The sequence below is a fragment of the Sphingomonas sp. 2R-10 genome (assembly GCF_030062225.1).
GTDB lineage: Bacteria > Pseudomonadota > Alphaproteobacteria > Sphingomonadales > Sphingomonadaceae > Sphingomonas.
On sequence record NZ_JASCXF010000002.1, the window covers coordinates 53,851 to 79,211 of the forward strand.

Here is a 25,361-nt window from a genome sequence, read left to right on the forward strand (position 1 = left end):
GGGAGGATCGTCAGTCGTTACGCCACCGCGCGAAAATGGCCGTCGGCAGGGCCAGCCCACGTGTTTCCTCGCGCACGCCCAGCTCGCCGCACTCCACCGTCCCGCCCAGATCGCCCAGCGACTGGCGCAGCAATTCCCCGATCGCCAGCGCCGACATGCGCACCGCATACACCGTCAGGAACAGGAACCGCGACTCGGCGTCGAGCAGCTGCCGGCAATCGGCGATCATCGCGGGCAGATGCTCTTCCAGCTTCCACACCTCGCCATTGGGCCCGCGCCCCCATTTCGGCGGATCGAGGATGATCCCGTCATAGCGCCGCCCGCGCCGCACCTCGCGCGCGACGAACTTGGCGGCATCCTCGACCAGCCAGCGGACCGGCTTGTCGGTCATCTCCGACAGGGCAGCATTGGCGCGCGCCTGTTCGACCGACTTCTTCGACGCATCGACATGCACGACGCGCGCCCCCGCTGCCGCCAGTGCCAGCGACCCTACGCCGGTATAGCCGAACAGGTTCAGGCACTCGGGATCGCCCGCCCCGTCCAGCCGCCCGCGCATCCAGTCCCATACCGGCGCCATGTCGGGGAAGAAGCCCAGATGCCGGAACGGGGTGTTGTTCGCCGAAAACCGCACCTCGCGCCACGTCAGCGGCCAGTCGCGCGGGGGTTGCTTGAAGAACTGCCAGCGCCCGCCGCCCTCCTCGTCCGAACCGGGTACGAACTCGCCATGCGCGTCCCAGTCGGGCAGGGCGGGCGCCCACATCGCCTGCGGTTCCGGGCGGATGAAGCGGTACGGGCCGTAGCGTTCGAGCTTGCGACCATGGCCGCAATCGATCAGCCCGTAATCGGCCCACGGCTCGCCGATGAGTGCGATCGGGTCCATCAGCTGCGCGGCGTCGCCCGTTCGGCGATCCAGGCGGTCACCGCGTCGAACGTCGCGGGCAGCGTGACATAGCGCTCCTCGCGCTCGAACAGGTCGCCGACCCTTGGCGGCAGCGTCGCACGGGTGCCGATCGCGCGTTCGACCGCATCGGGGAATTTCGCCGGATGCGCGGTCGCCAGCGTCACCATCGGTGCGTCGATCCCGCTGTCCAGCGCGGCGGCCAGCGCGATCGCGGTATGCGGGTCGATCGTCTGCGCGGCGTTGTCGCACGCCCAGCGCATCGCCTGCGCCATGCGGTCGCCATCGACCCGTGCGCTCTGGAACAGCGACGCCGCGCCCTGGCTCTGGGCATTGGTCAACCGCATCGCCCGCGTGCCCTCGAACCCGCGCATCTGTTCGCCCAGCGCCACGCCGTCGCGCCCGCCCAGATCGTAGAGCAGCCGTTCGAAGTTCGAACTGACCTGGATATCCATCGACGGCGTCGCGGTCGGCGTTACCCTCGCGCTCGAATAGTCGCCGTTGGTCAGCGCGCGGTGCAGGATGTCGTTGACGTTGGTCGCGACGATCAGCTTCGCGATCGGCAGCCCCATCCGCGCCGCGACATAGCCGGCGAACACGTCGCCGAAATTGCCGGTCGGGACGGAGAAGGCGATCGCCTTGTCCGGGCCGCCCAGCCGCACCGCGGCATAAAAATAATAGACCACCTGCGCCATCAGCCGCGCCCAGTTGATCGAGTTCACCGCCGACAGGCGGAAGCGACCCGAAAAACCGGGGTCGTTGAACATCGCCTTCACCAGCGCCTGCGCCGTGTCGAAATCGCCCTCGATCGCGATGTTGTGGACGTTGGGCGACAGCACCGTCGTCATCTGCCGCCGCTGCACGTCGGAGACGCGGCCGGCGGGGTGCAGCATGAAGATATCGATATTGTCGCGCCCCGCCACCGCGTCGATCGCCGCCGATCCGGTGTCGCCGCTGGTCGCGCCGACGATCGTCAGCCGCTCGGTCGTGCCGGTCAGGAACTTCTCGAACAACAGCCCCAGCAGTTGCAGCGCGACGTCCTTGAACGCCAGCGTCGGCCCGTGGAACAGCTCGAGCAGCCACTGGTCATGGTCGATCTGCACCAGCGGCGTCACCGCGGCATGGCTGAACCGGCCATAGGCGGTCTCGCACAGCGCGCGCAGCTCGGCTTCGCTGAGCGACGTGCCGACGAACGGCAGCATCACCCGCACCGCCGTCTCGGCATAGCTCAGGCCCGCCAGCCCCGCGATCTCGTCGCGGGCCAGCGTCGGCCACGCATCGGGCAGGTACAGCCCGCCGTCGCGCGCCAATCCGGCCAGCGTCGCGCCGGCGAAGTCGAGGGTGGGCGCGTCGCCCCGGGTGCTGACATACCGCATGGGGGTGGCGGTTAGCGGCTGCGGCGGCGAAGTGCCAGCAAGTATATGATGACCGCCGCCAAGGCGAAGGCGAACCACTGGATCGCATAGGCCATGTGGTTGTCGGGCAGACTGGCGGGATCGGGCCGGCGGCTGGGGGCCAGGCCGGGGGCGGCGGTGTCCGACACGATCATCGGCGCGGGCGGCGGGGCATGGCCGCTCATCCGGTCGAGCAGCGTCGGCCCGCCCGGCGCGTGGCTGAGCGTGCCGGCCACCGCGCCACCGGCCCATGCCGGCCGCAGCTTCGGATCGCTCGCCACGCCCATATCGACCTGAAACCGCTGCCCGCGCGCCGACAGGCAGGTGGCGATGTGGCGATAGCCCGACACGCCCTTTGCCGTGCGCCCGGCGCCCATCGTCCAGTCGACCACCCGCGCACAGTCGGCGGTCACCCGCGCGAACAGCAACTCGTCGGTGATCCGCCGCGGCAGCGGCCGGGCGGGCTGGTCGAGATTGGCGGTGGCGCGGGCGATCAGCACCGCCTTTTCGGCGCGGCGCTGCAACTGCCACAGGCCGAGCGCGATCATCGCCGCGACGGCGAGCAGGACGACCAGCGTGGGGACGATCGGCAGGCGCTTCATGGTTGCGGGTCGATCCGGCCTTCGCGGGCACCGCGGGCATATTCGAGCGCGAGGAGCACGCCCTTCGCCACGCGCAGCGACCCCACCACGCCGCCGATGGTCAGCGGCACCCACAGCACGACATGCACCCAGAAGGGCGGCCCGACCGACAGGTCGAGCCAGATGGCGAGCACCGTGACGATCCCCCCGAGGATCAGCGTCAGGAACGCCGCCGGCCCGTCGCCGACGTTGAACGCGGCGAAATCGAGGTCGCAGGCGGTGCAGCGGTCGGCAAAGGCGACCACGCCCCCGAACAGCGTCTTCGCCCCGCAGCGCGGACACAGGCCGCGCACGCCGCAATCGAAGGGCGCGGGTCCGCCCGCGCCCATTTGCTCAGGCATCAGCCGCCATGGATCGGTGCGCCCCAGCCGCCCCATACATAGATGACGACGAACAGGAACAGCCACACGACGTCGACGAAGTGCCAGTACCACGCGGCCGCTTCGAAGCCGAAATGCTGCTTCGGCGTGAAGTCGCCCTTGTACGCACGGATCAGGTTGACCGCGAGGAAGATGGTGCCGACCAGCACGTGGAAGCCGTGGAACCCGGTCGCCATGTAGAAGGCCGCGCCGTAGTTCAGCCCCTTGAACGGCATCGGCGCGTGGATGTATTCATATGCCTGGATGCACGAGAACAGCGCGCCGAGCAGGACGGTAAGCCACAGCCCCTTCTTGACGCCGTCATTCTCGCCCACGCCGATCGCGCCCCACAGGCCCTTCAACGCGCCGCCGCGCTGGTTGTGGATCAGCGCATGGTGCGCCCATGTCACGGTGGTGCCCGACAGCAGCAGGATGAAGGTGTTGAGCAGCGGCAGTTCGAAGGCGTTGAGCACTTCCAGCCCCGCCGGCGGCCACTGTGCCGCGACCGCGGTATTGCCCGCCTCGATCAGCGAGACGCCGTCCTCATGGCTGTACTGCACGGCGGCGGGGAACAGCGAGAAGTCGAACCACGACCAGAACCAGCCGACGAAGAACATCACTTCCGACGCGATGAACAGGATCATGCCGTAGCGCAGGTGCAACTGCACCACCGGCGTATGGTCGCCCGCCTTCGCCTCGCGGATGACGTCCGCCCACCAGAAGCCCATGCACGACAGCGTCGCGATCAGTCCCGCGCCGAACACGAGGCCGCCCAGCGCCGCCTCGTTCATCCACATGATGCCGCCCGCCGCCAGCGCGAACGCGGCCAGCGAACTGGCCAGCGGCCAGATGCTCGGGGGAAGGATGTGAAAATCGTGGTTCTTCGCGCCTGCCATCATCCGTCCCTAACGCTGTCGCGCCTGTGCCGGCGCGTGAATGATCGCGACCCTAGCTTGTCGTCGCGCCCGAATCCACCGGGTAAAATGTGTAGGACAACGTGATCGCGCGAATGTCCTTCGCGTCAGGATCGTCGTGGATCCTGGGGTCGACGAAGAAGATGACCGGCATCCGCACCTTCTCGCCCGGTTGCAGCGTCTGCTGCGTGAAGCAGAAGCACTGGATCTTGGTGAAATACTTGCCCGCCTGGGATGGCGTCACGTTGAACGTGGCGGTGCCGGTGACCGGGCGGCCGGACACGTTCTTCGCGGTGAAGAACGCCATGTCGCGCGCGCCGATATCGACGGTTTCCGAAGCGCGTTCGGGCTTGAACTCCCATCCCAGCGCCGGATTGGTGTTGGCATCGAAGCGCACCACGACCTTGTCGCCGATCCCGCCCGGCGCCTGGTCCCCGCGCTGCGTGGTGCCGTTGAACCCGGTCACCTGACAGAACATGCGGTACAGCGGCACGCTGGCGAACCCGACCCCGGTCATGCCGACCACCGCGGCGGCGGACAGCAATGCGGTGCGCAGGTTACGGGTCACGCGCCCATCCCTGCGCGGATCTTGACGATGGTGATCGCGAACATCAGCACCACGAAGGCGCCGAGCAGCCACGCCATCACCTTCGCGCGCTCGCGCTGCCGCGCGCGGATGCGGTCGTCATGCTCGCTCATGCCATTATCCACCGGTCGGCGACCAGCGCGCCGAACATCGCAAAGAGATACAGGATCGAAAAGGCGAACAGCCGCTTTTCGGGCTTCATCTTGTCGTCCTGCGCCGTCGTCCGCGTCGCCACCTGCACCGCCAGCACCCCGAACGTCGCGGTCAGCAGGCAGGCGACAATGCCATAGACCGGCCCGGTCAGCCCCAGCGGCCACGGCGCCACCGCGACCGCCGCCATCGGGATCGTGTACAGCCCGATCTGCGTCCGCGTCACCCGCTCGCCCGCCACCACCGGCAGCATCGGCACACCGGCATTGGCGTAATCGGTCTTCACGAACAGCGCGAGCGCCCAGAAATGCGGCGGCGTCCACAGGAAGACGAGGCAGAACAGCAGGAACGGCAGCAGCGCGACGTCGCCGGTCGCCGCCGCCCAGCCGATCAGCGGCGGGAACGCGCCCGCCGCACCGCCGATGACGATGTTCTGCGGCGTGCGCCGCTTCAGCCACACGGTATAGACCAGCACGTAGAACAGGATCGAGAGGCAAAGGATCGCGGCGGCGGCGATATTCACCGCCAGCCCCATCAGCACGACCGAGAAGATCGCGAGGCCGACGCCGAAATGCAGCGCCGATTCGCGGTCCATCCGCCCGGCGGGCAGCGGGCGGCCCTGCGTCCGCTTCATCTTGGCGTCGAGGTCCGCCTCATACCACTGGTTCAGCGCGCCCGCGGCACCTGCGCCCAACGCGATGCACAGCACGGCGGTGAAGCCCAGCACCGGATGGATCGGCACGGGTGCTGCCAGCATGCCACACAGCCCGGTGAAGACGACGAGCGTCATCACCCGGGGCTTGGTCAGCGCCAGGAAGTCGCGCCAGTCGGCGGGCAGGGTAATCGTCTGCGCGGTCATCGCCGCGCTATATCGGACTGTTGCGGCTGGGGAAAGCATTGCGCGCGTCGTCATTCCTGCGAAGGCGGGAATCCATAGACGCAGCGTCGGTGGTGCGCGCCAACGGCGGTCGGCGGCTATGGACCCCCGCCTGCGCCGGCATGACGAACGGGGGGAAGCGCGCAGGCCCTTACCGGAACCGCCCCGATAGCGACACGCCCACGATCCGCGGATCGTTGAACACCGCCGCCATATAGTTCTCGATCACGCCCTTCAGGTTCTTTTCGTTGGTGATGTTGCGCGCGAACACCGACAGCTCCCACGCGACCGACGGCGGGGCCGTCGGTCGCGAGCTGTTCGGCGCTCCCCATCCCCCTGCCGTACCCCCGCCTGCGCGGCGGTAAGAGAAACGACCTTTCGCAGCGGCATCCCGCCGGGGGAGGGCGAGTCGTCGATACGCCTTCCGGCCGAACGTCGATCAAGGGCAGGGCACCGTCCGCCCCTTCTTCAAACGAAACCCTGCGACCAGCTCGACCGGTCGTAATTGCCGATATTGGGCAGCACCGTCGTCAGGTCGCCGTCGCCCACGCCGAACCAGCGCGCCAGCGTCGACGCATATTGGTCGACCGCCATGGTCGGGATCAGCCGCCCCTGGCCGACATCGTCGGCGGTATTGTGGCCGATCGCCGGCGCGCTGCCATGGAAGCGCCTGCCCTTCACCGCGCCGCCCATGACGAAGTGCATCGATCCCCAGCCATGGTCGACGCCGTTGCCGTTCGACGCCAGCGTCCGCCCGAAATCGGACCCGGTAAAGGTCGTGACCCTGTCGGCGATGCCCAGCGCCTGCGTGGTGTCGTGGAACGCGCGCAGCGCCGCCGCGAGCCGCGCCAGCAGCACCGGCTGGCTGGCGGCGAGGTTGTCGTGCAGGTCGAACCCGCCCATCGATACGAAGAATACCTGCCGCTTCGCGCCGATATCGCCCGACACCGCGATCATCCGCGCGACCATGCGCAGCTGGTCGGACAGCGGGTTGCCGGCCGGGAACAGCGTCATCGACGATTCGGGCACCCCGGCCAGCGCATTGGCCAGCTGCGCCTGCGTATCCATCGCCCGCTTGTTCACCCGCGCATATTCCGAAGCGAACATATGCGGATTGGCTTCGGTCATCAGCCGGCCGAGCGTCGCCGCGGCGGTCGCCGAACCATAGAGCGACGTCCCGCCGCGCAACAGCGCCACCGGGCCGCCGGTCCCGACATTGTACTGGATCGCCTGCCGCCCGGTCAGGAAGACGGCATTGCCCGACGCGTTGATGCAGGTCAGCGTCGCGGCGCCGTTGCCCGACTGGTACAGATCGCCGATCCGCCCGCCCCAGCCGGACAGCGCGCCTTCCGGGCTCGACGCCTGGAAAAAGCTCTGCTGGTCGTTGTGGCTGAACAGCTTGGGCGGCACGCGGACCGACCGGTTCAGGAACTGCGCGCGCGTCGTCGGCTCGATCAGCGTGCCGACGTTCAGCGCCACCGCCAGCCGCCCCGCGTCGAACAGCGGGTTGAGCGGCGCCATCGCCGGGGCAAGCGCATAGGCGCGCCCGCCGGGGTCGGCGGCGGGCACCAGCGCCGTCGCCTGCAACGCGTCGCGGTTCAGCGCCAGGCTGCCGCGCGCCGCGGCGTAAAGCGCGTGCGACGCCGGATCGTACGGGACCAGCGTGTTGTAATGGTCGTTGCCGCCGTTCAGGAAGACGCAGACCAGCGCCTTGTAATCGCTGGCGGTCGCCGCCGCCGCTTCGCCGATCGCGCCCAGCGTGGTGACCAGCGGCGCGGCGACGCCGGCCATGCCCAACGCTGCCGAACGCTGGAGAAAGGCCCGGCGCGACACGTCGTTCAGGATGGTCGGAGCGTTCATTTCAGCACCAGATAATCGGGCGAGGCGAGGGTCAGCAGGATCGCGACCCCCGTGCGGTTGAGCATGGCGTTGTTCGCGGTCGTGGGGATGCTGTCGACCGCGGTGCGGATCGCGGTCACCGTGGACCCGCGCAACTGCCCGGCGGCGAGGATCAGGTTGACCTCGTCGACCAGCTTGCCGCTGTCCGCTGCCAGCGCCATCATCGGCGCATAATCGGCCTTCACGTCGCCGGTGCCGCCGCCGACCATCGACTGCATGTAATTGATGTACGCGATGTTGGTCTGTTCGCTGGTGATCTGGAACTCGGGCGCGACCATGCCGGCCTGCGCCATCGGCGTGCCCGGCGGGGTATAGCCCGGCCGGACGAAGCCGAAGACGCTGGGCGCGCGGCCGATCGACTGGCCCAGCCGCGCCGTGGTGCTGGTCGTGTCGCCGATCGCCCATGCGTCGCCGGGCGAGGTGACGCCGAACGCGCGCGCCCAGTTGGTGAAGCGCTGCACCGGGTCGCGCAGCCGCCCGCCGCTGGTGCTGGCGAGTGCGGCGGCATCGTCGCGCGCTTCGGGATCGAGCAGGATCGCGCGGATTACCGCCTTCATGTCGCCGCGCACGCCGCTGCCATTGTCGGCGAAGGCGGCGGCGACCCGGCCGACATAGCTGCGGCTGGGGTTGGACGTCACCATCCGCTGGATCAGCTGCCTCGATACGAACGGGGCGACGTTGGGGTGGCGAAAGAGGATGTCGAGCGCGGCATCGATCGCGGCGAACCCGCCGCCCGACACCGTCGCGCCGAGGAAGGTGGCCGGCCCCGTCTCGTTGGCCGATGCGGTGATGACCAGCGGCTGGCGCATCCGCTCGGGCGTGGTGTTGTCGTTGCTGGCGAGGGTCAGTCCGGTGAACACCCGCGCCAGCTGGGCCACGTCATCCTGCGTATAGGTTTCCAGCGGGACGCCGTTGGCAGTGCGCACCGTGCCGTCCTGCTCGAGCTGATATATGCCCAATGTGAATAACTGCATCAGCTCGCGCGCATAGTTCTCGTCGGGCAGCTGGCCGTTCGACGGATTGGCCTTGCGGCTGCCGATGAAGCTCAGGAACGACCCCATCGCCGCGTTGCGCGTGATCGCGCCCAGCAGGGTGCGATAGTTCCCGAACGCATGGTCGAGCAGCAAATCATTATACCCAGCCATCGCAAAGGCGCGCCAGGAAAGATTCATCCCGCCGATCCCGACCACCAGAAAGTCGAGCAGCGCCAGCGCGACCCGCTGGCGCAGCGGATCGCCGCCGGCGATCGCCTGCCGCCAGACGCTGGGGTCGTATCCGCTCTGCCCGTTGATGTTCGCGGTGTTGGCGGCGTCGTTATAGCCCTTGGCGACCAGCCAGTCCCAGTGGCTCGGGTCGCGCGGGCGGGCGAATTGCGCGTCGATCCAGCCGGCGATGCCGCTGCCCAGAACCGAATCGATCGTGGTGCGGCTGGCGCCCATCGTTGCCTGCGCGAGGAAGCGGCTGGCACCCTGCGCGGTCAGCGCGGCGGTCGTCGGTGACGGGCTGGGGGTCGGCGTGGGGGCCGGGACCGATACCAGTCCGCCGCCGGCACCGGTCGATCCGCCCGAATCGCATGCGGCGAGCAGCGCCGCGGCTGCGACCGCTCCGCGGCGGCTGACCGGCACCGGCGATGCCGCGTCCGCTACCTTCGGGTTCGTCGTCGCTTCGGAAATCGCAATCGGACCATCGCCGTCGATGGTCTTGTCGTCGCCGACCATGGCATCCCCCAGACCTGTGGTCCGGTGTTAGGGCGCGCATGGTTGGCGAACTGTTAATGACGCGAATTAATTTGGGCCAACAGCTTGTAACGAAAGTCGAAACGCCTGGTTTCGGATGGTACCGAAGTCGTTTCGACCGCGTGCCAAATACTTTCAGAGTTTGATCCGTCAGCATGGAGCCGCCGCCCTGGAGTTTGATCCATTCGCACGGAACGTCACCCCAGCGAAGGCTGGGGTCTCCATCGGCTCGCGCTACGCACTACCCCGGGGTATCCCGGCCTTCGCCGGGATGGCGCCCGTTTCAACAGCGATGGATCGAACTTTGGCGGCACGGTGCGTCGTTACGCTACCTTCACCGTACGAACGCCCGACATCGCACGGTAACCCGCTCCGGTCCGCAAAAGAAAAACGCCCCGGATTGCTCCGGGGCGTCGTTCGTTTCGCCGATGATGCTGCGATCAGTCGATCTTCGGCAGCGTTTCGAACTGGTGGAACGGCGGCGGCGAGGACAGCGTCCATTCCAGCGTCGTCGCACCTTCGCCCCATGGATTCCCCTCCGCCTTGCGGCCCGCCATTAGCGAGATGACGACGTTGACGAAGAAGAACACCATGCCCAGCGCCATGATCGCATAGCCGGCCGAGGCGATGTGGTTGAAGAACGCATAGGCGTCCGGATAGTCCGGGTAGCGCCGCGGCATGCCCTGCGTGCCGAGGAAGTGCATCGGGAAGAACATGACGTTCACGCCGATGAAGAACACCCAGAAGTGCAGCTTGCCCAGCAGTTCGTTGTACATCCGGCCCGACATCTTCGGAAACCAGTAGTAGAAGCCGGCGAACAGCGCGAACACCGCGCCGAGCGACAACACGTAGTGGAAGTGGGCGACGACATAATAGGTGTCGTGTAGCACGTCGTCGACGCCGCCATTGGCGAGCACGACACCGGTCACGCCGCCGACGGTGAACATGAAGATGAACCCGATCGCCCACAGCATCGGCGTGGGGAAGCGAAGCGATCCGCCCCACATCGTCGCGATCCACGAGAAGATCTTGATGCCGGTCGGCACCGCGATCAGCATCGTGGCGGCGGTGAAGTACATCTTGGTGTTCACGCTCAGGCCGGTGGTGAACATGTGGTGCGCCCACACGACGAAGCCGACCGCGCCGATCGCGACCATGGCGTACGCCATGCCGAGATAGCCGAACACCGGCTTCTTGCTGAACGTCGCGACGATGTGGCTGACGATGCCGAAGCCCGGCAGGATCATGATGTACACTTCGGGGTGGCCGAAGAACCAGAACAGATGCTGGTACAGGACCGGGTCGCCACCGCCGGCGGGATCGAAGAAGGTCGTGCCGAACTTGCGATCGGTCAGCAGCATGGTGATCGCCGCCGCGAGGACGGGGAGCGCAAGGAGCAGCAGGAACGCGGTGACCAGCACCGACCACACGAACAGCGGCATCTTGTGCAGCGTCATGCCCGGCGCGCGCATGTTGAAGATGGTGGTGATGAAGTTGATCGCACCCAGGATCGACGATGCACCGGCAAGGTGCAGCGACAGGATCGCCATGTCGACCGACGGGCCGGGCTCGCCATAGGTCGACAGCGGGGCGTAGACCGTCCAGCCCGTACCCGCGCCGCCGCCGAACATCGTGCTGCCCAGCAGCAGGAGGAAGGCGGGGATCAGCAGCCAGAACGAGATGTTGTTCATCCGGGGGAACGCCATGTCGGGCGCCCCGATCATGATCGGCACGAACCAGTTGCCGAAACCGCCGATCATCGCCGGCATCACCATGAAGAACACCATGATGAGGCCGTGGGCGGTGATGAGCACGTTCCAGAAATGCAGCGCCTGGTCGCCTTCGTGGCCCGACAGCCACGGCAGCCACTGGATGCCCGGTTCGGCCAGTTCGAGGCGCATGACCCCCGAAATCGCCCCGCCGATGATCCCCGCGACGATCGCGAAGATCAGGTAGAGCGTGCCGATGTCCTTGTGGTTGGTCGACATGAACCACCGGGCGAAGAAGCCCGGCTTGTGGTCCGCATCGTGATGGTGCGCGTCATGGCCATGTCCGTGCGCATCGAACGCATTGTGGCCGGAAAGGGCGGTATCGGTCATCTTACTGGTCCACATTGCCGACGCCGCCGCCGTTGCCGGTGGTGCGCTGGGTGGAGGGAGAGGCGGCTTCGGTCGCGTTGACGACCGGCACGTCGGCCGCGTTGCTGGCGTTCGACGTCGCGTCGGCGACGTCGGCGCCCGGCTGCGGGATCACGGCGCTGCTGGGTGCTGCGGCTTCCGCAGCGCTAGGCAGCGTCCCGCCCTTGGCACGGATCCACTGGTTGAACTGCGCCACCGGCACCGCTTCGACCGCGATCGGCATGTACGCATGGCGCGCACCGCACAACTCGCTGCACTGGCCGAAATACAGGCCGGGCTTTTCGATGGTGAAGCTGGTTTCGTTCAGCCGTCCGGGCACCGCGTCGAGCTTGATCCAGAACGCCGGGATCGCCCAGCTGTGGATCACGTCGGTCGCGGTGGTGATGAGACGGATCGGCACGCCGACCGGCAGCACGATGCGGTTGTCGACCGCGAGCAGGCGGGGACCGTCGGCATCGGTGCGGAACCGCTGGCCGGCGGCGACCTCGTTCTTTTCCTTCAGCATGTTGGCGGTCACCGACACGCCGCCATAATCGGGATATTCGTAACTCCAGAACCACTGGTTGCCGATCGCCTTCAGCGTCACCGCATTGTCGGGCGCCGGCTTGAACTGGCGCGCGAGCAGCCCGATCGAGGGTACCGCGATCAGCGCGAGGATCAGCACCGGGGCGGCGGTCCAGATGATCTCGATCGTCGTGTTGTGCGACGTCTTCGACGGGACCGGGTTCGCCTTCTCGCGGAAGCGGATCGCGACATAGGCGAGCAGGAACAGCACCAGCAGCGAGATGGCGACGACTACCGGCATCAAGATGTTGTTGTGGAATGCCTTCGCCTCGCGCCCGTTCGGCGTGAACTGCTGCTGCAGGTCGATCTTGCGGTCGGTCGGCTGGCCGATATCGGCCGCCGCGATCATCCGCGGCGATCCGTCGGCGTTCAGTGTCGGATCCTGCACCGCGGCCGGCGCGGGCGCATCCGCCGTCGCGGCCGGTGCCGCCTGTCCGGTCGGATTGGCGGCGGCCGATCCGGGGGGCGGTGCGCCCGCCTGCGGCGCGGTCGCGACCTCGGTCGTGCCCGGCGTCACCGCCTTCGGGGCGGCGGCATGGACACCACCCGCCAGTGCGGCCGCCGCCGCAATCACCAACATCCTCATCCCAATGCTTCGCATCGTGTATCGTCACCCCGTTATGTGGCACGCGGCACGCTTCTAGATCGGCGTGGTCGCGTCGCGCGGGCGTTTGGAAACCCTAACCCACCGGGCTATACGCGGCATGTCGCCCGGCCTCAAGCGATGGTTGCGAACGCACCCGCCACCGGCCTACAGCGGCGCGGGACGGCAACCGGCGGGACGACAGCCATGAACGACGACGCGATCCTCGACGAATTCCGGCAGGCCGAAGCGCTGCTGGAGGGACATTTCATCCTGTCGTCGGGGCTGCGATCGTCGCGCTACCTGCAATGCGCCCGCGTGCTGATGGACCCGCGCCGCGCGGCGCGGCTGTGCGATGAACTGGCCAGCCGCCTGCCCGCGGAGGTGCGCGAACGAATCGACGTCGTGATCTCGCCGGCGATGGGCGGCGTGATCGTCGGGCACGAGATGGGCCGCTCGCTGGGCGTGAGCGCGATGTTCCTCGAACGGCCGACCGGGACCTTCGAACTGCGCCGCGGCTTCCGCATCGATCCGGGCACCCGCGTGCTGATGATGGAGGATGTGGTGACCACCGGCCTGTCCTCGCGCGAGGCGATCGCCGCGATCGGTGCGGCCGGCGGCGAAGTGGTCGCCGCGGCATCGCTGGTCGACCGGTCGAACGGATCGGCCGACCTCGGCGTGCCCTTCTTTCCGCTGATCCGCCTCGACGTGGCGAGCTATCATCCCGACGCGCTGCCCGCCGACCTCGCCGCGATCCCGGCGATCAAGCCGGGGAGCCGCGCGGCATGAGCCGCTCATTGCGCCTCGGCGTGAATATCGATCACGTCGCGACGGTGCGCAACGCGCGCGGATCGGGCTATCCCGATCCGGTGCGCGCCGCGCTGCTGGCGGCGGCGCATGGTGCCGACGGCATCACCGCCCATCTGCGCGAGGATCGCCGGCACATCACCGACGACGACATCGCCCGGCTGTCGAGCGAACTGACCGTACCGCTCAACCTTGAAATGGCGGCAACCGACGAGATGCTGGGCATCGCGCTGCGCCATCGTCCCCACGCCGCCTGCATCGTCCCCGAAAAGCGCGAGGAGCGTACGACCGAGGGCGGGCTGGACGCGGCGGGGCAGCACAATACGCTGGCACCGATGGTGCGCGAACTGGGCGCGGCGCGGGTGCGGGTGTCACTGTTCATCGAACCCGATGCGCAGCAGATCGCCGCCGCCGTCGCGCTGGGCGTGCCGGTCGTCGAGCTGCACACCGGCCGCTACGCCGAACTGGCGGGCGACGAACAGGTCGCCGAACTGCGCCGCATCGCCGACGCCGCCGCGCTGGCGGCGAAGAACGGGATCGAGGTCCATGCCGGCCACGGCCTGACGTTCGACAATGTCGTGCCCATCGCCGCGATCCCGCAGCTGCGCGAACTGAACATCGGCCACTTCCTGATCGGCGAGGCGGTGTTCGGCGGGCTGGGCCCGGTGGTCGCGCGGATGAAGGACCTGATGGAGACCGCGCGGTGATGACATCCTACCCGGCACGGAGAGGGGGACCGCCGCGAAGCGGTGGTGGAGGGGGCTCGCCCCGATCGCAACCATTGTGGAGCAGGACGCCCCCCTCCACCAGCCTGCGGCTGGTCCCCCTCCCCGTGCCGGGGAGGATTGGATGATCGTCGGTCTCGGTTCCGACCTGTGCAATATCGAGCGCATCCAGTCCTCGCTCGACCGTTTCGGCGACCGGTTCCTGCAGCGCGTCTTCACCGGGGTCGAACAGGCCAGGGCCGCCCGCCGCCCCTTCACCCGCGCCGGCACGCTCGCCAAGCGCTTCGCCGCCAAGGAAGCGTTTTCCAAGGCGGTCGGTACCGGCTTTGCCGCGGGCGTGTTCATGCGCGATATCGGCGTGGTCAACGCGCGCTCCGGTGCGCCGACACTGGCGCTGACCGGCGGCGCGAAAGCACGACTTGACGCGATGATCCCTGCGGGCCACGTCGCAAGGGTGCATTTGACGATGACCGACGACCACCCTTGGGCACAGGCGTTCGTCATCATCGAAGCGGTGCCCGAGACAGAGTAGGACGTTTGATGGCCGATCATCTGGCGCTGGAGGACAACGTACCCGCGCCGTCGCAGCCGACCCCCGCCGCCACCCATTCCGCGCCCCGGCGCGCCCGGCTCGACTGGAAGGGTGAGCTGCGCGGGCTGTTCTGGCTGTTGCTGGTGGTGCTGGGTTTCCACAGCTTCATCGCCAAGCCGTTCTACATCCCGTCCGAATCGATGCTGCCGGGCCTGCGCGTCGGCGACCGGCTGGTCGTCAGCAAATATGCGTATGGCTGGTCGTTCGTCTCGCCGACCATCCCCGATCCGGTGGCGATGTTCCGCGACGTCGTCCTGCGCCAGCCGCAGGAGACGTGGAGCGTGCAGCTGCCGGCGTGGCACGGTCGCCTGTGGGGTTCGATGCCCGAGCGCGGCGACGTGGTGATCGTCAAGCCGCCGGGCAGCAACACCGACCTCATCAAGCGCGTCATCGGCCTGCCGGGCGACCGGCTGGAGGTGGCGGGCGGCGTCGTCTACATCAACGACGTCGCGATCCCCCGCCGCGCGATGGGCGACGCGATGATCCCGGTCGACGCCAATACCCGCTGCGATCCCGATCAATATCCGGGTGCCTTGGTGCGCACCGACAAGGGCGCGTTCTGCCGCCTGCCGCTGTTCCGCGAGACGCTGCCCAACGGTCGCCAGTACGACACGATCGACTTCCGCTATTCGCAGGGCGACAATTTCCCCGCGATCGTGATCCCCGCCAACCACGTCTTCCTGATGGGCGACAATCGAGACAACAGCGCCGACAGCCGTTTTTCGGAGGCCGAGCGCGGGCTGGGCGGACCCGTGCCGTGGGAGAATATCGGCGGGCGCGCCGAATTCATCACATTCTCGCTCGACGGCACCACCAGCCTGAATCCGGCGACGTGGTTCAGCGCGTTCCGCAGGGGGCGCGCCGGCACGTCGCTGGTACCGTCCGGCGGGACCGGACGGTGAGCGGCTACACGCTCTACGACTATCACCGTTCGTCGGCGGCCTACCGCGTCCGCATCGCGCTGAACCTGAAGGGCGTGGCGTGGCACAGCGTGCCCGTGTCGCTGCTCGAGGACGAACAGCGCTCGCCCGAACATCTCGCACGCAACCGCCAGGGGCTGGTGCCCGCGCTCGACATTGGCGGGGGCACGATGCTGACCCAGTCGCTGGCGATCCTCGACTGGCTCGACGCGGCGCATCCCGCGCCCCGCCTGTTCCCCGCCAAGCCGCTGGCGCGGGCCCGCGCGCTGGCGCTGGCGCTGGTGATCGTCGCCGACATCCATCCGATCGACAATCTGCGCGTGCTGCGGCGGCTGGAATCGCAGTTCGGTGCCGATGCGGATGCCAAAGCCGACTGGTATCGCCACTGGATCGCGCAAGGGCTGGGCGCACTGGAGGCGGGGGCACCGGCGGACGGGTATTTCGGCGGTGTCGCGCCGGGCGTGGTCGATTGCTGCCTCGTGCCGCAACTCTACAATGCCCGCCGCTTCGACCTCGACCTGACGCCGTGGCCGCGGCTGCTGGCGATCGATGCGCGCGCGGCGCAGCTGCCGGCGCTGCGGGCGGCGCACCCCGATGCGATGGCCCCGCCGGCATGACGCTGGCCGCCGGACCCACAAGCCGCTAGAGCGGGATGACATGGTAACCGATGCCGAACCCGCTGCCGGGCGTCCCGATCTTGCCGGGCTGGAGCCGCTGGAGCGGTTCCGCCCGCGCTGGCCGCGCATCGTGGGGGCGCTGCTTTCCGGGCTGATGATCGTCGGGCTGGCGTGGGAGCTGTTCGACCATGGCTGGGCCGGGGTCGAGCTGGCCGCGCCGGATTCGCCGTGGTTCTACCTGTTCTTCGCGCTCGCCTATTTCGCGCCGCCGCTGTTCGACTTCGTCATCTTCCGCGCGTTGTGGCGGTTGCCGTTCGACGGGTTCGGGGCGCTGGTGCGCAAGCGGATCGCGAACGACGTGGTCATCGGCTATTCGGGCGACGTGTTCTTCTATGCCTGGGCGCGCGCGCGGCTGAAGATGGTGACCGCCCCGTTCGGCGCGGTGAAGGACGTGACGATCCTGTCGGGCATCGCCGGCAACATCGTGACGGTCGCGATGCTGGCGGTCGCGCTGCCCTTCGCGTTCGAGCTGTTCACCGCGCCGCAGCTGCGGATGCTCGCCTGGTCGGCTGCGGTTGCGGTCGGCATTTCCGGCGTGCTGCTGCTGTTCTCGCGCCGGGTCTTTTCGCTGCCGGGCGCGACGCTGCGTTGGATCTTCGGCGTGCATGCCGCGCGGCTGGTACTGGGGTCGCTGGCCTTCGGCATCGCCAGCTATTTCGCGATGCCCAACGTCTCGATCACGTGGTGGCTGTTCCTGGCGGCCGGGCGGCTGGTGGTGGCGCGGCTGCCGCTGTTGCCGAACAAAGACCTTCTTTTCGCCAACTTCGCGATTATGTTTATCGGGCATGGCGAAGCCCTGTCCGATCTCGTCGCATTCATCGCGACGCTCACCCTTTTCACCCATGTGGTGCTGATGGCGGCGTTCGGGCTTCCTGCGCTCGCAAGGAAAGAATGATGAAATTGCCCTTGACGCTGCTCGGCGCGGCGTTGCTCGCTGCCAGTCCGGCTACCGCCCAGTCGATCGGCAGCGATGCCGGTGCGTGCAATGCAAATCAGGGGCCGGCGATCCGCGTCAACGTGGTGGGCCTGAAGGATCGCACCGGCCGGCTGAAGCTGGAACTGTATCCGGCGAACGACGACGATTTCCTGAAGGACGATCGCGACCTGCGCAAGGAGGGCAAGTTCTTCCGCCGCATCTGGGCCGAGATGCCGGCATCGGGCGCGGTGCAGCTTTGCATCCGTGCGCCGTCGCCGGGGCGCTATGCGCTGCTGTTCACACATGATCGCGACGGGCGCAACAAGTTCAACTTCATGCGCGACGGTGCGGGCTTTCCCGGTCCGGCGAAGCTGGGACGGGCGCGGCCGAAGCTGGCGCAGGCGATCATCACCGTGCCCGCCGGCGTCACGACCGCGACGATCCGTGCCCAGTATCTGCGCGGGCTGGGCGGTTTCGCCCCGCTCGGCTGAGCGGCCGCCGCCGATGCGCGTCGTCGACGTCAACGAATTCTACTCGCCGACCGGCGGGGGGGTGCGCACCTATATCGACCACAAGATGACGATCATGGCCGAACTGGGCCACGAACTAATCGTCATCGCCCCGGCCAAGGCGAATTCGGTCGAGGAGCGTCCCGGTGGCGGACGCATTCACTGGGTGAAGGCGCCGACGCTGGTGCTGGACCCCAATTACGGCATCTTCGTGCGCGGCGGGGCGATCCACGCGCTGCTCGACGAACTGCATCCCGATGTGGTCGAGGCGTCGAGCCCGTGGCGCCCGGCGACGATCGTCGCCGACTGGCCGGGCCATGCGGTGAAGGTCTATTTCGCGCACAACGACAATGTTGGCGCCTACCCCTTGCGCTGGTTCGAGCGGATGGCGAGCCGCGAGCGGATCGAGGAGGCGTTCATGTGGTGGACGCGCTACATGGCGCGCTATCTCGACAGGATGGACGCGTTCGTCACCAACGGTCCGGCGCTGGAGAAGCGCCACGCCGCGCGCGGGCTGACGGTCCATGCGTCGATGCCGCTGGGCATCCAGCGCGGCTTCTTCTCGCCCGAGCATCGTGACGCGGCGTTGCGCGCGTCGCTGCTCGAACAGCTGGGCCTGCCGCCAGAGGGGCATCTGCTGCTGGGACTGGGGCGGCACCATGCCGAAAAGCGCTGGCCGATGATCTTCGACGCGGTCGAGATGGCGGGCGAGCATCTGCCCGTCGGCATGATCCAGATCGGCAGCGGGGTGCATACCCGGCGGCTCGAACACCGGTTGAAGAACAGCCCGCATATCAAGCTGTTCCGGCCGGTTTACGACCGGGTCCGCCTCGCCCGGATCATGGCGAGCTGCGACGCGCTGATCCACGGGTCGGATGCCGAACCGTTCGGGCTGGTCGGGCTGGAGGGGCTGGCGTCGGGCCTGCCGCTGATCGTGCCCGACGAGGGCGGCTGTGCCGAGATCGCCGAGCCGGACTTCGCCGAAACCTATGCCGCACGCGATCCGCGATCGGCGGCGGACGCCATCGCGCGGATGTTCGCGCGGGACTATGATGTGGTGAAGGCGGCGGCCGACGCGGCGGCGGCGCGCGTCCGCACCGACCGCGACCATGCGGTCGACCTGATGCGCTATTATGAGGGGTTGGTCGCGGAGAAGGCGCAGCGATACCCGGAGTGGTTCAGCCATTGATATCCTCCCCGGCACGGGGAGGGGGATCAGTTGAAGGCTGGTGGAGGGGGGCTTCAACCAGCGGCTCGTTTGCGGAAAGCCCCCTCCACCATCCGCTGCGCGGACGGTCCCCCTCCCCGTGCCGGGAAGGATATCAGGACAGCGACTTCCCCACCTGTTCCAGCATATCCTTCGACAGTCCCGGCACGGCCAGGATGCGGTCCAGCTCGGCCCGCATCCGTTCGCCGCGCGCGCGGTCGAAACGGCGCCAGCGGCCGAGCGGGGGCAGCATCTTGGCGGCGGTCTGCGGATTGATCCGGTCGAGCGCGATCAACTGGTGGCCGAGGAAGCGGTATCCGGCACCGTCGGCGCGGTGGAACGCCTTCTGGTTCATGCTGAACGCACCGATCAGCGCACGGGCGCGATTGGGATTGGTCAGCGTGAAGTCGCGATGCCCGGCCAGTTCCTCGACCTGTTCGAACGCATCGGGCCGCGTCGACAGCGCCTGGGTGGTGAACCATTTGTCCAGCACCAGAGCGTTGTCGCGATAGCGGTTGTAGAAGATGTCGAGCGCGGCGATGCGATCGTCCGACCCGGAATTGACCAGCGTCATCAGGGCGCCCTGCCGGTCGGTCATGTTGTCCGCATCGCCGAACTGGGCGAAGGCGATGGCGTCGGCGTCGCTCGCCCCCGATGCGGCGATATAGCCAAGCGCGACGGTGCGCAGCCGCCGCTTGCCCTTGGCATCGGGGGTATATTCGAACGCGTCGGCCTGCGTCGCGGCGTAGGCCGCACGCCATTCGGTCAGCAGCGCGCGGCCGATATCGCCGCGCAGCGCCTCGCGCGCGGTGAAGATCGCGTCGGGATCGACCACGCCCATCTGGTCGCCGATGAAGCTGTCGGAGGGCAGCAACACCGCTTCGGCGACGAATGCCCGGTCGAGCCGGTCGTCGGCCAGCGTGTTCGCGACCGCGTCGATCACCGCGCCGTGATCGCCGTGCCCGCTGGCGACCGAGGCGACCAGCGTGTCGAGCATCAGCTGCTGCATCGCCTCGTACCGGGCGAACGGATCGTCGTCGTGCGCGCTGAGGAACGCGAGGTCGGCCGAGGTGCGGTCGGTCTCGACGATCACCGGCGCCGAAAAGCCGCGATTGATCGACAGCACCGGACGTTCGGTCACCGTCTCGAACGTGATCGATGCGCTGTCCTCGTCGAACAGGAACAGGCGTTCGTCGCTCAACGGTCTGCCGGTCTCGGCGCCGAACAGCCGCAGCTTGAGCGGCAGGACCATCGGCTGCTTGTCCGCCTGTCCCGGTGTCGGCGGGGTGCTCTGCCGCAACGACAGCGTGGCGCGGCCGCCGCCGGGCACATGGTCGAGCGTCGCCGACACGCGCGGCGTCCCCGCCTGCCGGTACCAGTGGCGGAAGCGCGACAGGTCGACGCCCGACGCGTCCTCCATCGCCACCACGAAATCCTCGCACGTCGCGGCCGTGCCGTCGTGGCGCGCGAAATACAGGTCGGTGCCCGCGCGGAACGCGGCCTGCCCGAGGATCGTCGCGATCATCCGCACGACCTCCGCCCCCTTGTTGTAGATGGTGGCGGTGTAGAAGTTGCTGATCTCCTGATAGGCATCGGGGCGGATCGGATGGGCGAGCGGCCCGGCATCCTCGGGGAACTGCGACGCGCGCAGCGACCGCACATCCTCGATCCGCTTGACCGCGGCCGATCCCTGATCGGCGGAGAACTGCTGGTCGCGCAGGACGGTGAAGCCCTCCTTCAGCGACAGCTGGAACCAGTCGCGACAGGTGACGCGGTTGCCCGACCAGTTGTGGAAATATTCGTGCGCGACGACGGCGGCGATGCCGTCGTAATCGTAATCGGTCGCGGTGTCGGGGTCCGCCAGGATGTAGCGGCTGTTGAATATGTTCAGCCCCTTGTTCTCCATCGCTCCAAAATTGAAATCGTCGACCGCGACGATGTTGAACACGTCGAGGTCGTATTCGCGGCCATAGACGCGCTCATCCCACGCCATCGACGTTTTCAGCGCGCGCATCGCATGGTCGGTCTTGGCAAGGTCGGGCGCGCGGACCCAGATGCCGAGTTCCACCTCGCGGCCCGATGCCGTCACGAAGTGTGCGCGATTGGCGACCAGGTCGCCGGCGACCAGTGCGAAGAGATAGCAGGGCTTGGGGAAGGGATCGGACCATTCCGCCCAGTGGCGCCCGTCGGCCGAATCGCCCGACGCCACCGGATCGCCGTTCGACAACAGCACCGGGAAGCCATCCTTGTCGGCGGTCATCCTTACCCGGTAGCGGCTGAGGATATCGGGCCGGTCGGGGAAGAAGGTGATGCGACGGAACCCCTCCGCCTCGCACTGGGTGCACAGGTTGCCACCCGACGCATAGAGACCCATGAGCTGGGTATTGGCCTGCGGGTCGATCGCCACCTCGGTCGTGACTTCGTGCGCGTCGCCGGGCAGGGGGAGGACGAGCGCGCCGTCCTCCAGCCGCCAATCGTTGCGCAGGACCCCGTCGACCGTGACCGACAACGGGGTCAGGCCGTCGCCGTCGAGCCGCAGCGGCCCGTCGCCGTTCCGCACCACCGACAGCGTCGCCCGCACCCGCGTGTCCTTCGGATCGAGATCGAATTCCAGCGCGACGTCGGGCACGGCCCAGGCCGGCGTGCGGTATTCGCTGCGCCGGATGACAGGCGGGGCCATCGGGCTACGCGTCGCATCGACCATCATCATCCTTGACCCTCAATCCACGTCCGCGGCTGCGTTGCATGCGCGCACGGCACAAGCTACGCCTGTATCTATGGTCGCTTGTCGAAGGATTCCAATGTTCCGTCCAGCCTTGTTGCTCGGTCTTCTCATCAGCACCGCCGCCGTCGCGCAGGATGCACCGCCGGCCACGGCGCCTGCCGCTCCCGCCGCCGCCGAAACGCAGGCGCGCAACGCGGAACTGAACGCGGTCCTGCCGCCCGCACAGGCGGCGATGAAGGCGCATGTCATGTTCCTGGCGAGCGACGCGATGCGCGGTCGCGATGCCGGCTCGCCCGAATACGACATCGCCGCCAATTACGTCGCGTCGCAATTCTACGCCGCCGGGCTGCGTCCGGCCGGTGACGCGGGCAGCTATCTACAAAACGTACCGTTGATCCGGATGAACGCCGCCGACAAGGGGACGCTGAGCCTGAACGGCCAGCCGCTGACCTTCGGCGAGGAGTATCTGCCCGGCATCGATCCGCGTGCGGCGGAGGCGAGCTTCAAGGGACAGGTCGTCTATGTCGGCTATGGCATCGTCCGGCCGGGCCGCGACGACTATGCCGGCCTCGACGTGCGCGGCAAGATCGTGGCGGTGGTACGCGGCGCGCCGGACGGGCTCGACAGCGAGGAATCGGCGCATTTCGGCGGCATCGCGACCAAGGCGGCGATCGCGAAGGCAAAGGGCGCGGTCGCGGTGATCGCGCTCCAGACGCCGGCGCTCGCCGAACGGATGCCGCTGTCGAAGGCGGCGGCCGGCTATCAGAGCCCGAGCGTGAGCTGGGCCGAGGCCAACGGCGCCGGCCATGTGATGGGCGGCGGCGTGCCGACCATCGCGACGCTGGGCGTCGCCGGGGCCGAGAAGCTGTTCGCCGGATCGGGCACTACGTGGGCCAAGGCGGCGCAGGAGCTGTCGGCCAAGGGGCCGTTCCGCGGCGTGGCATTAAAGCCCGCGCTGGCCGCGACGATCAGGACCGAGATCAAGCCGCTGCCGAGCTACAACGTCGCCGGCATCCTGCCGGGCAGCGATCCGGCCGTCGCGTCGGAAACGGTCGTGCTGTCGGCGCATCTCGACCATGTCGGTGTGGGCGCGCCGAACAAGAAGGGCGACACGATCTACAACGGCGCGATGGACAATGCGGTCGGCATCGCTTCGCTGATCGAGGAGGCCAAGCGGTTCAAGGCGGCGGGCAAGGCGCCGCGCCGCTCGATCCTGTTCCTGGCGGTGACGGCCGAGGAAAAGGGGCTGGTCGGCTCCGACTATTTCGCCAACAACCCGACGATCGGGAAGGCGCGGATCGTTGCCAACGTCAATCTCGACATGCCGATCATCACCTACAAGTTCACCGACGTCATCGCCTTCGGCGCGGCGCGCTCGACCCTGGGCGATATCGTGAAGCGGGCGGCGACGACGGCGGGCGCGACCTTCTCGCCCGATCCGATGCCGGAAATGGCGCTGTTCGTGCGTTCCGACCATTATCGCTTCGTGCAGCAGGGGGTGCCGTCGGTGTTCCTGTGGCCGGGCACGTCGGGACCGGGCAAGGCGGCGGTCGACGCGTTCTTCGCCAACAATTATCACCAGCCGTCGGACGAGGTGGTGCAGGGCCCGCCGATCGACTGGGAATCGGGCGAACGCTTCATCAACGTCAATTACCAGATCGCCCGCGACATCGCCGACGCCCCGCAGCGGCCGGCGTGGAACAAGGGCGATTTCTTCGGCACGCTGTATAACGGGTACGGCGCGAAATAGAGGTTCGCCCCGTATCGTTGCCCCAGCAAAGGCTGGGGCCTCCCGGTAACGAAGGACGCGCTTCGTTACCGGGGAGATTTCAGCCTGCGCTGGAACGACGATCGTTTTTGCGTCGCGACTCACAAGGAACTGCTCATGCGCGCCCTCCTCCCCCTGTTGCTGCTGGCCGCGCCGGCCGCCGCGCAAACCGCGCCGCTGACCCCGGACGAAGCGGCGATGCGGGCGCATGTCGCGTTCCTCGCCGCCGACGACATGAAGGGTCGCGAGCCCGGCACGCCCGAATATGACCGCGCCGCCGCCTATGTCGCGCAGCAGATGCAGGCCGCCGGCCTTCAACCGGCGGGCGACGACGGCACCTATCTGCAAAAGGTGCCGCTCGCTTCCGCGGTGCCGGTCGGGCAGGGCAGGCTGAGCGCCGCCGGACGGCCGGCGCTCGCCTTCGGCACCGATTACCTGACCTCGACCAGCTTCCTCGAACCCGATTTCAGACGCACGGGTGAGGTGGTGTTCGTCGGACGCGGCGTGGTCGATCCGGCGCACGGCATCGACGACTATGCCGGGCTGGACGTACGCGGCAAGATCGTCGCCTATCTCTACGGCGCGCCCGCCAGCCTGCCGAGCGAGGTCCGTGCGCATCTGGCCAGCGGCGATACCAAGCGCACCACCGCGGCGACGCGCGGCGCGATCGGCGTGATCCAGATCGAGAATACCGAACAGACGCATCGCTATCCCTTCAGTTATCTGATGGCGATCTATCGCAGCCCGCGCATGACGTGGGCTGCGAAGGACGGCCGCCCCCATGTCGCCGGCGCCGCCGCGCCATCGGTCGCGTCGCTGAGCGCCGCGGGCGCCGCCAAGCTGTTCGCCGGATCGGGCCTCGACTGGGCGGCGGTGGTGAAGGCCGATGCCGCCGGCCAGGCCTTGCCGCGCGGTGCCACCGGCGTGCGCGTGACCAGCCGCCAGCGTTCGAAGGTCACCCGCTTCGCCAGCAGCAACGTCGTCGGCGTGCTGCCCGGCAGCGATCCGGTGCTGAAGGGCGAATATGTCGCGCTGTCGGCGCACCTCGACCATATCGGCGTGTCGACCGATCCGACGCTGCCCAAGGGCGCCGACCGGATCAACAACGGCGCGATGGACAATGGCGTCGGCACCGCGGCGATGATCGAGGTGGCGAAGCAGTTCGCCGCCGATCCGCGCAAACCGCGTCGCAGCCTGGTGTTCGTCAGCGTGACCGCCGAAGAAAAGGGCCTGATCGGCAGCGAATATTTCGCGTTGCATCCGACGGTGCCTCGTGGATCGATCGTCGCCGACGTCAATCTCGACATGCCGATCCTGTCCTATCGCTTTCAGGACATGGTCGCGATCGGCGCCGATCATTCGACCGTGGCGCAGGCGGTGGCGCGCGCGGCAGGCAAGCGCGGCATCGCGCTCAGCCCCGATCCCGAACCCGAAGAGGCGATCTTCGTCCGGTCCGACCATTACAGCTTCGTCAAGGCGGGGATCCCGGCGGTTTCGCTCGACACGGGTTGGAAGGGGCCGGGCAAGGCGGCGGTCGCCGACTTCCTCGAGCATCGCTATCACCAGCCCGGCGACGACATGAACCAGATTTTCGACTGGACGGCGGGGCGGATGTTCGTCGCGATCAACCATGACATCGCGCTCGACCTCGCCGACGCGACCGAGCGGCCGCGCTGGAACAAGGGCGATTATTTCGGGCTGCTGTATAACGGCTATGGGGCGAAGTGACACTGGACCTGCTCGACATCACATCTCACCGCGCACGTCATCCCGGCG

The 25,361-nt window shown here is 68.0% G+C and carries 23 protein-coding genes; 10 read left to right on the forward strand and 13 right to left on the reverse strand.

Annotated features, from left to right (window positions below; genetic code table 11):
- Positions 1-10: 10 nt before the first annotated feature.
- The 12 genes from QLH51_RS01220 to coxB form a co-directional block, all read right to left on the reverse strand.
- Positions 11-880: a class I SAM-dependent methyltransferase gene (locus QLH51_RS01220; protein WP_125653873.1), complete on the reverse strand. Its 870-nt coding sequence runs from the start codon at positions 878-880 to the stop codon at positions 11-13.
- Complete coding sequence (gene thrC, locus QLH51_RS01225) at positions 880-2,274, reverse strand: threonine synthase (RefSeq protein ID WP_125653875.1); 1,395 nt, start codon at positions 2,272-2,274, stop codon at positions 880-882. The genes QLH51_RS01220 and thrC overlap by 1 nt, the downstream gene beginning before the upstream one ends.
- 11 nt (positions 2,275-2,285) lie before the next feature.
- Complete coding sequence (locus QLH51_RS01230) at positions 2,286-2,894, reverse strand: SURF1 family protein (protein ID WP_125653877.1); 609 nt, start codon at positions 2,892-2,894, stop codon at positions 2,286-2,288.
- The gene (locus QLH51_RS01235; RefSeq protein ID WP_206428725.1) at positions 2,891-3,274 is read right to left on the reverse strand and encodes a DUF983 domain-containing protein; all 384 of its coding nucleotides are present in this window, start codon (positions 3,272-3,274) and stop codon (positions 2,891-2,893) included. The genes QLH51_RS01230 and QLH51_RS01235 overlap by 4 nt, the downstream gene beginning before the upstream one ends.
- Positions 3,274-4,188 carry a cytochrome c oxidase subunit 3 gene (locus QLH51_RS01240; protein ID WP_125653879.1) on the reverse strand — a complete coding sequence of 305 codons (915 nt, stop codon included), beginning with the start codon at positions 4,186-4,188 and terminating at the stop codon, positions 3,274-3,276. Before QLH51_RS01240 ends, QLH51_RS01235 begins: the two co-directional genes overlap by 1 nt.
- A 52-nt stretch (positions 4,189-4,240) precedes the next feature.
- On the reverse strand, positions 4,241-4,774 hold the full coding sequence (locus QLH51_RS01245) for a cytochrome c oxidase assembly protein (protein ID WP_125653881.1): 534 nt from the start codon (positions 4,772-4,774) through the stop codon (positions 4,241-4,243).
- The gene (locus tag QLH51_RS01250) at positions 4,771-4,905 is read right to left on the reverse strand and encodes a hypothetical protein (protein WP_277924127.1); all 135 of its coding nucleotides are present in this window, start codon (positions 4,903-4,905) and stop codon (positions 4,771-4,773) included. Before QLH51_RS01250 ends, QLH51_RS01245 begins: the two co-directional genes overlap by 4 nt.
- Positions 4,902-5,801: a heme o synthase gene (locus QLH51_RS01255; protein ID WP_125653883.1), complete on the reverse strand. Its 900-nt coding sequence runs from the start codon at positions 5,799-5,801 to the stop codon at positions 4,902-4,904. Before QLH51_RS01255 ends, QLH51_RS01250 begins: the two co-directional genes overlap by 4 nt.
- A 486-nt stretch (positions 5,802-6,287) precedes the next feature.
- A complete protein-coding gene (locus tag QLH51_RS01260) occupies positions 6,288-7,679 on the reverse strand; it encodes a DUF1501 domain-containing protein (protein ID WP_125653885.1) in 1,392 nt (463 codons plus the stop codon).
- Positions 7,676-9,436, reverse strand: coding sequence for a DUF1800 domain-containing protein (locus QLH51_RS01265; RefSeq protein WP_125653887.1), 1,761 nt, complete (start codon positions 9,434-9,436; stop codon positions 7,676-7,678). The genes QLH51_RS01260 and QLH51_RS01265 overlap by 4 nt, the downstream gene beginning before the upstream one ends.
- Before the next feature lie 458 nt (positions 9,437-9,894).
- A complete protein-coding gene (ctaD, locus tag QLH51_RS01270; RefSeq protein WP_125653889.1) occupies positions 9,895-11,553 on the reverse strand; it encodes a cytochrome c oxidase subunit I in 1,659 nt (552 codons plus the stop codon).
- 1 nt (position 11,554) lies between these two features.
- Entirely contained in the window at positions 11,555-12,742 is a 1,188-nt protein-coding gene (gene coxB / locus QLH51_RS01275) for a cytochrome c oxidase subunit II (RefSeq protein ID WP_125653891.1), read from the reverse strand.
- Positions 12,743-12,946: 204 nt separating this feature from the next.
- Here coxB and pyrE point away from each other — a divergent pair, with 204 nt between their 5' ends.
- From pyrE to QLH51_RS01315, 8 genes are all read left to right on the forward strand, one after another.
- Complete coding sequence (gene pyrE / locus QLH51_RS01280) at positions 12,947-13,528, forward strand: orotate phosphoribosyltransferase (RefSeq protein ID WP_125653893.1); 582 nt, start codon at positions 12,947-12,949, stop codon at positions 13,526-13,528.
- Complete coding sequence (locus tag QLH51_RS01285; protein WP_125653895.1) at positions 13,525-14,253, forward strand: pyridoxine 5'-phosphate synthase; 729 nt, start codon at positions 13,525-13,527, stop codon at positions 14,251-14,253. The genes pyrE and QLH51_RS01285 overlap by 4 nt, the downstream gene beginning before the upstream one ends.
- Positions 14,254-14,395: 142 nt before the next feature.
- Positions 14,396-14,803: a holo-ACP synthase gene (acpS, locus tag QLH51_RS01290; RefSeq protein WP_125653897.1), complete on the forward strand. Its 408-nt coding sequence runs from the start codon at positions 14,396-14,398 to the stop codon at positions 14,801-14,803.
- A gap of 8 nt (positions 14,804-14,811) precedes the next feature.
- Positions 14,812-15,765 carry a signal peptidase I gene (gene lepB / locus QLH51_RS01295; RefSeq protein ID WP_125653899.1) on the forward strand — a complete coding sequence of 318 codons (954 nt, stop codon included), beginning with the start codon at positions 14,812-14,814 and terminating at the stop codon, positions 15,763-15,765.
- Positions 15,762-16,400 (forward strand): maleylacetoacetate isomerase, encoded by a 639-nt coding sequence (gene maiA / locus QLH51_RS01300; protein WP_125653901.1) that lies wholly within the window; start codon positions 15,762-15,764, stop codon positions 16,398-16,400. Before lepB ends, maiA begins: the two co-directional genes overlap by 4 nt.
- A 40-nt stretch (positions 16,401-16,440) precedes the next feature.
- Positions 16,441-17,355: a hypothetical protein gene (locus QLH51_RS01305; RefSeq protein ID WP_125653903.1), complete on the forward strand. Its 915-nt coding sequence runs from the start codon at positions 16,441-16,443 to the stop codon at positions 17,353-17,355.
- Positions 17,355-17,867, forward strand: coding sequence for a DUF2141 domain-containing protein (locus tag QLH51_RS01310; RefSeq protein WP_125653905.1), 513 nt, complete (start codon positions 17,355-17,357; stop codon positions 17,865-17,867). Before QLH51_RS01305 ends, QLH51_RS01310 begins: the two co-directional genes overlap by 1 nt.
- Positions 17,868-17,880: 13 nt before the next feature.
- Entirely contained in the window at positions 17,881-19,074 is a 1,194-nt protein-coding gene (locus QLH51_RS01315; RefSeq protein WP_125653907.1) for a glycosyltransferase, read from the forward strand.
- Between the two features lie 133 nt (positions 19,075-19,207).
- On the opposite strand, the gene pepN is transcribed toward QLH51_RS01315, so the two are convergent.
- A complete protein-coding gene (gene pepN / locus QLH51_RS01320; protein WP_125654256.1) occupies positions 19,208-21,796 on the reverse strand; it encodes an aminopeptidase N in 2,589 nt (862 codons plus the stop codon).
- Between the two features lie 97 nt (positions 21,797-21,893).
- Between pepN and QLH51_RS01325 the strand changes: the two genes are divergently transcribed.
- Both QLH51_RS01325 and QLH51_RS01330 read left to right on the forward strand, forming a co-directional pair.
- The gene (locus QLH51_RS01325) at positions 21,894-23,567 is read left to right on the forward strand and encodes a M20/M25/M40 family metallo-hydrolase (RefSeq protein WP_125653909.1); all 1,674 of its coding nucleotides are present in this window, start codon (positions 21,894-21,896) and stop codon (positions 23,565-23,567) included.
- A 135-nt stretch (positions 23,568-23,702) separates the two neighbouring features.
- Complete coding sequence (locus tag QLH51_RS01330; RefSeq protein WP_125653911.1) at positions 23,703-25,313, forward strand: M28 family metallopeptidase; 1,611 nt, start codon at positions 23,703-23,705, stop codon at positions 25,311-25,313.
- Positions 25,314-25,361: the final 48 nt, after the last annotated feature.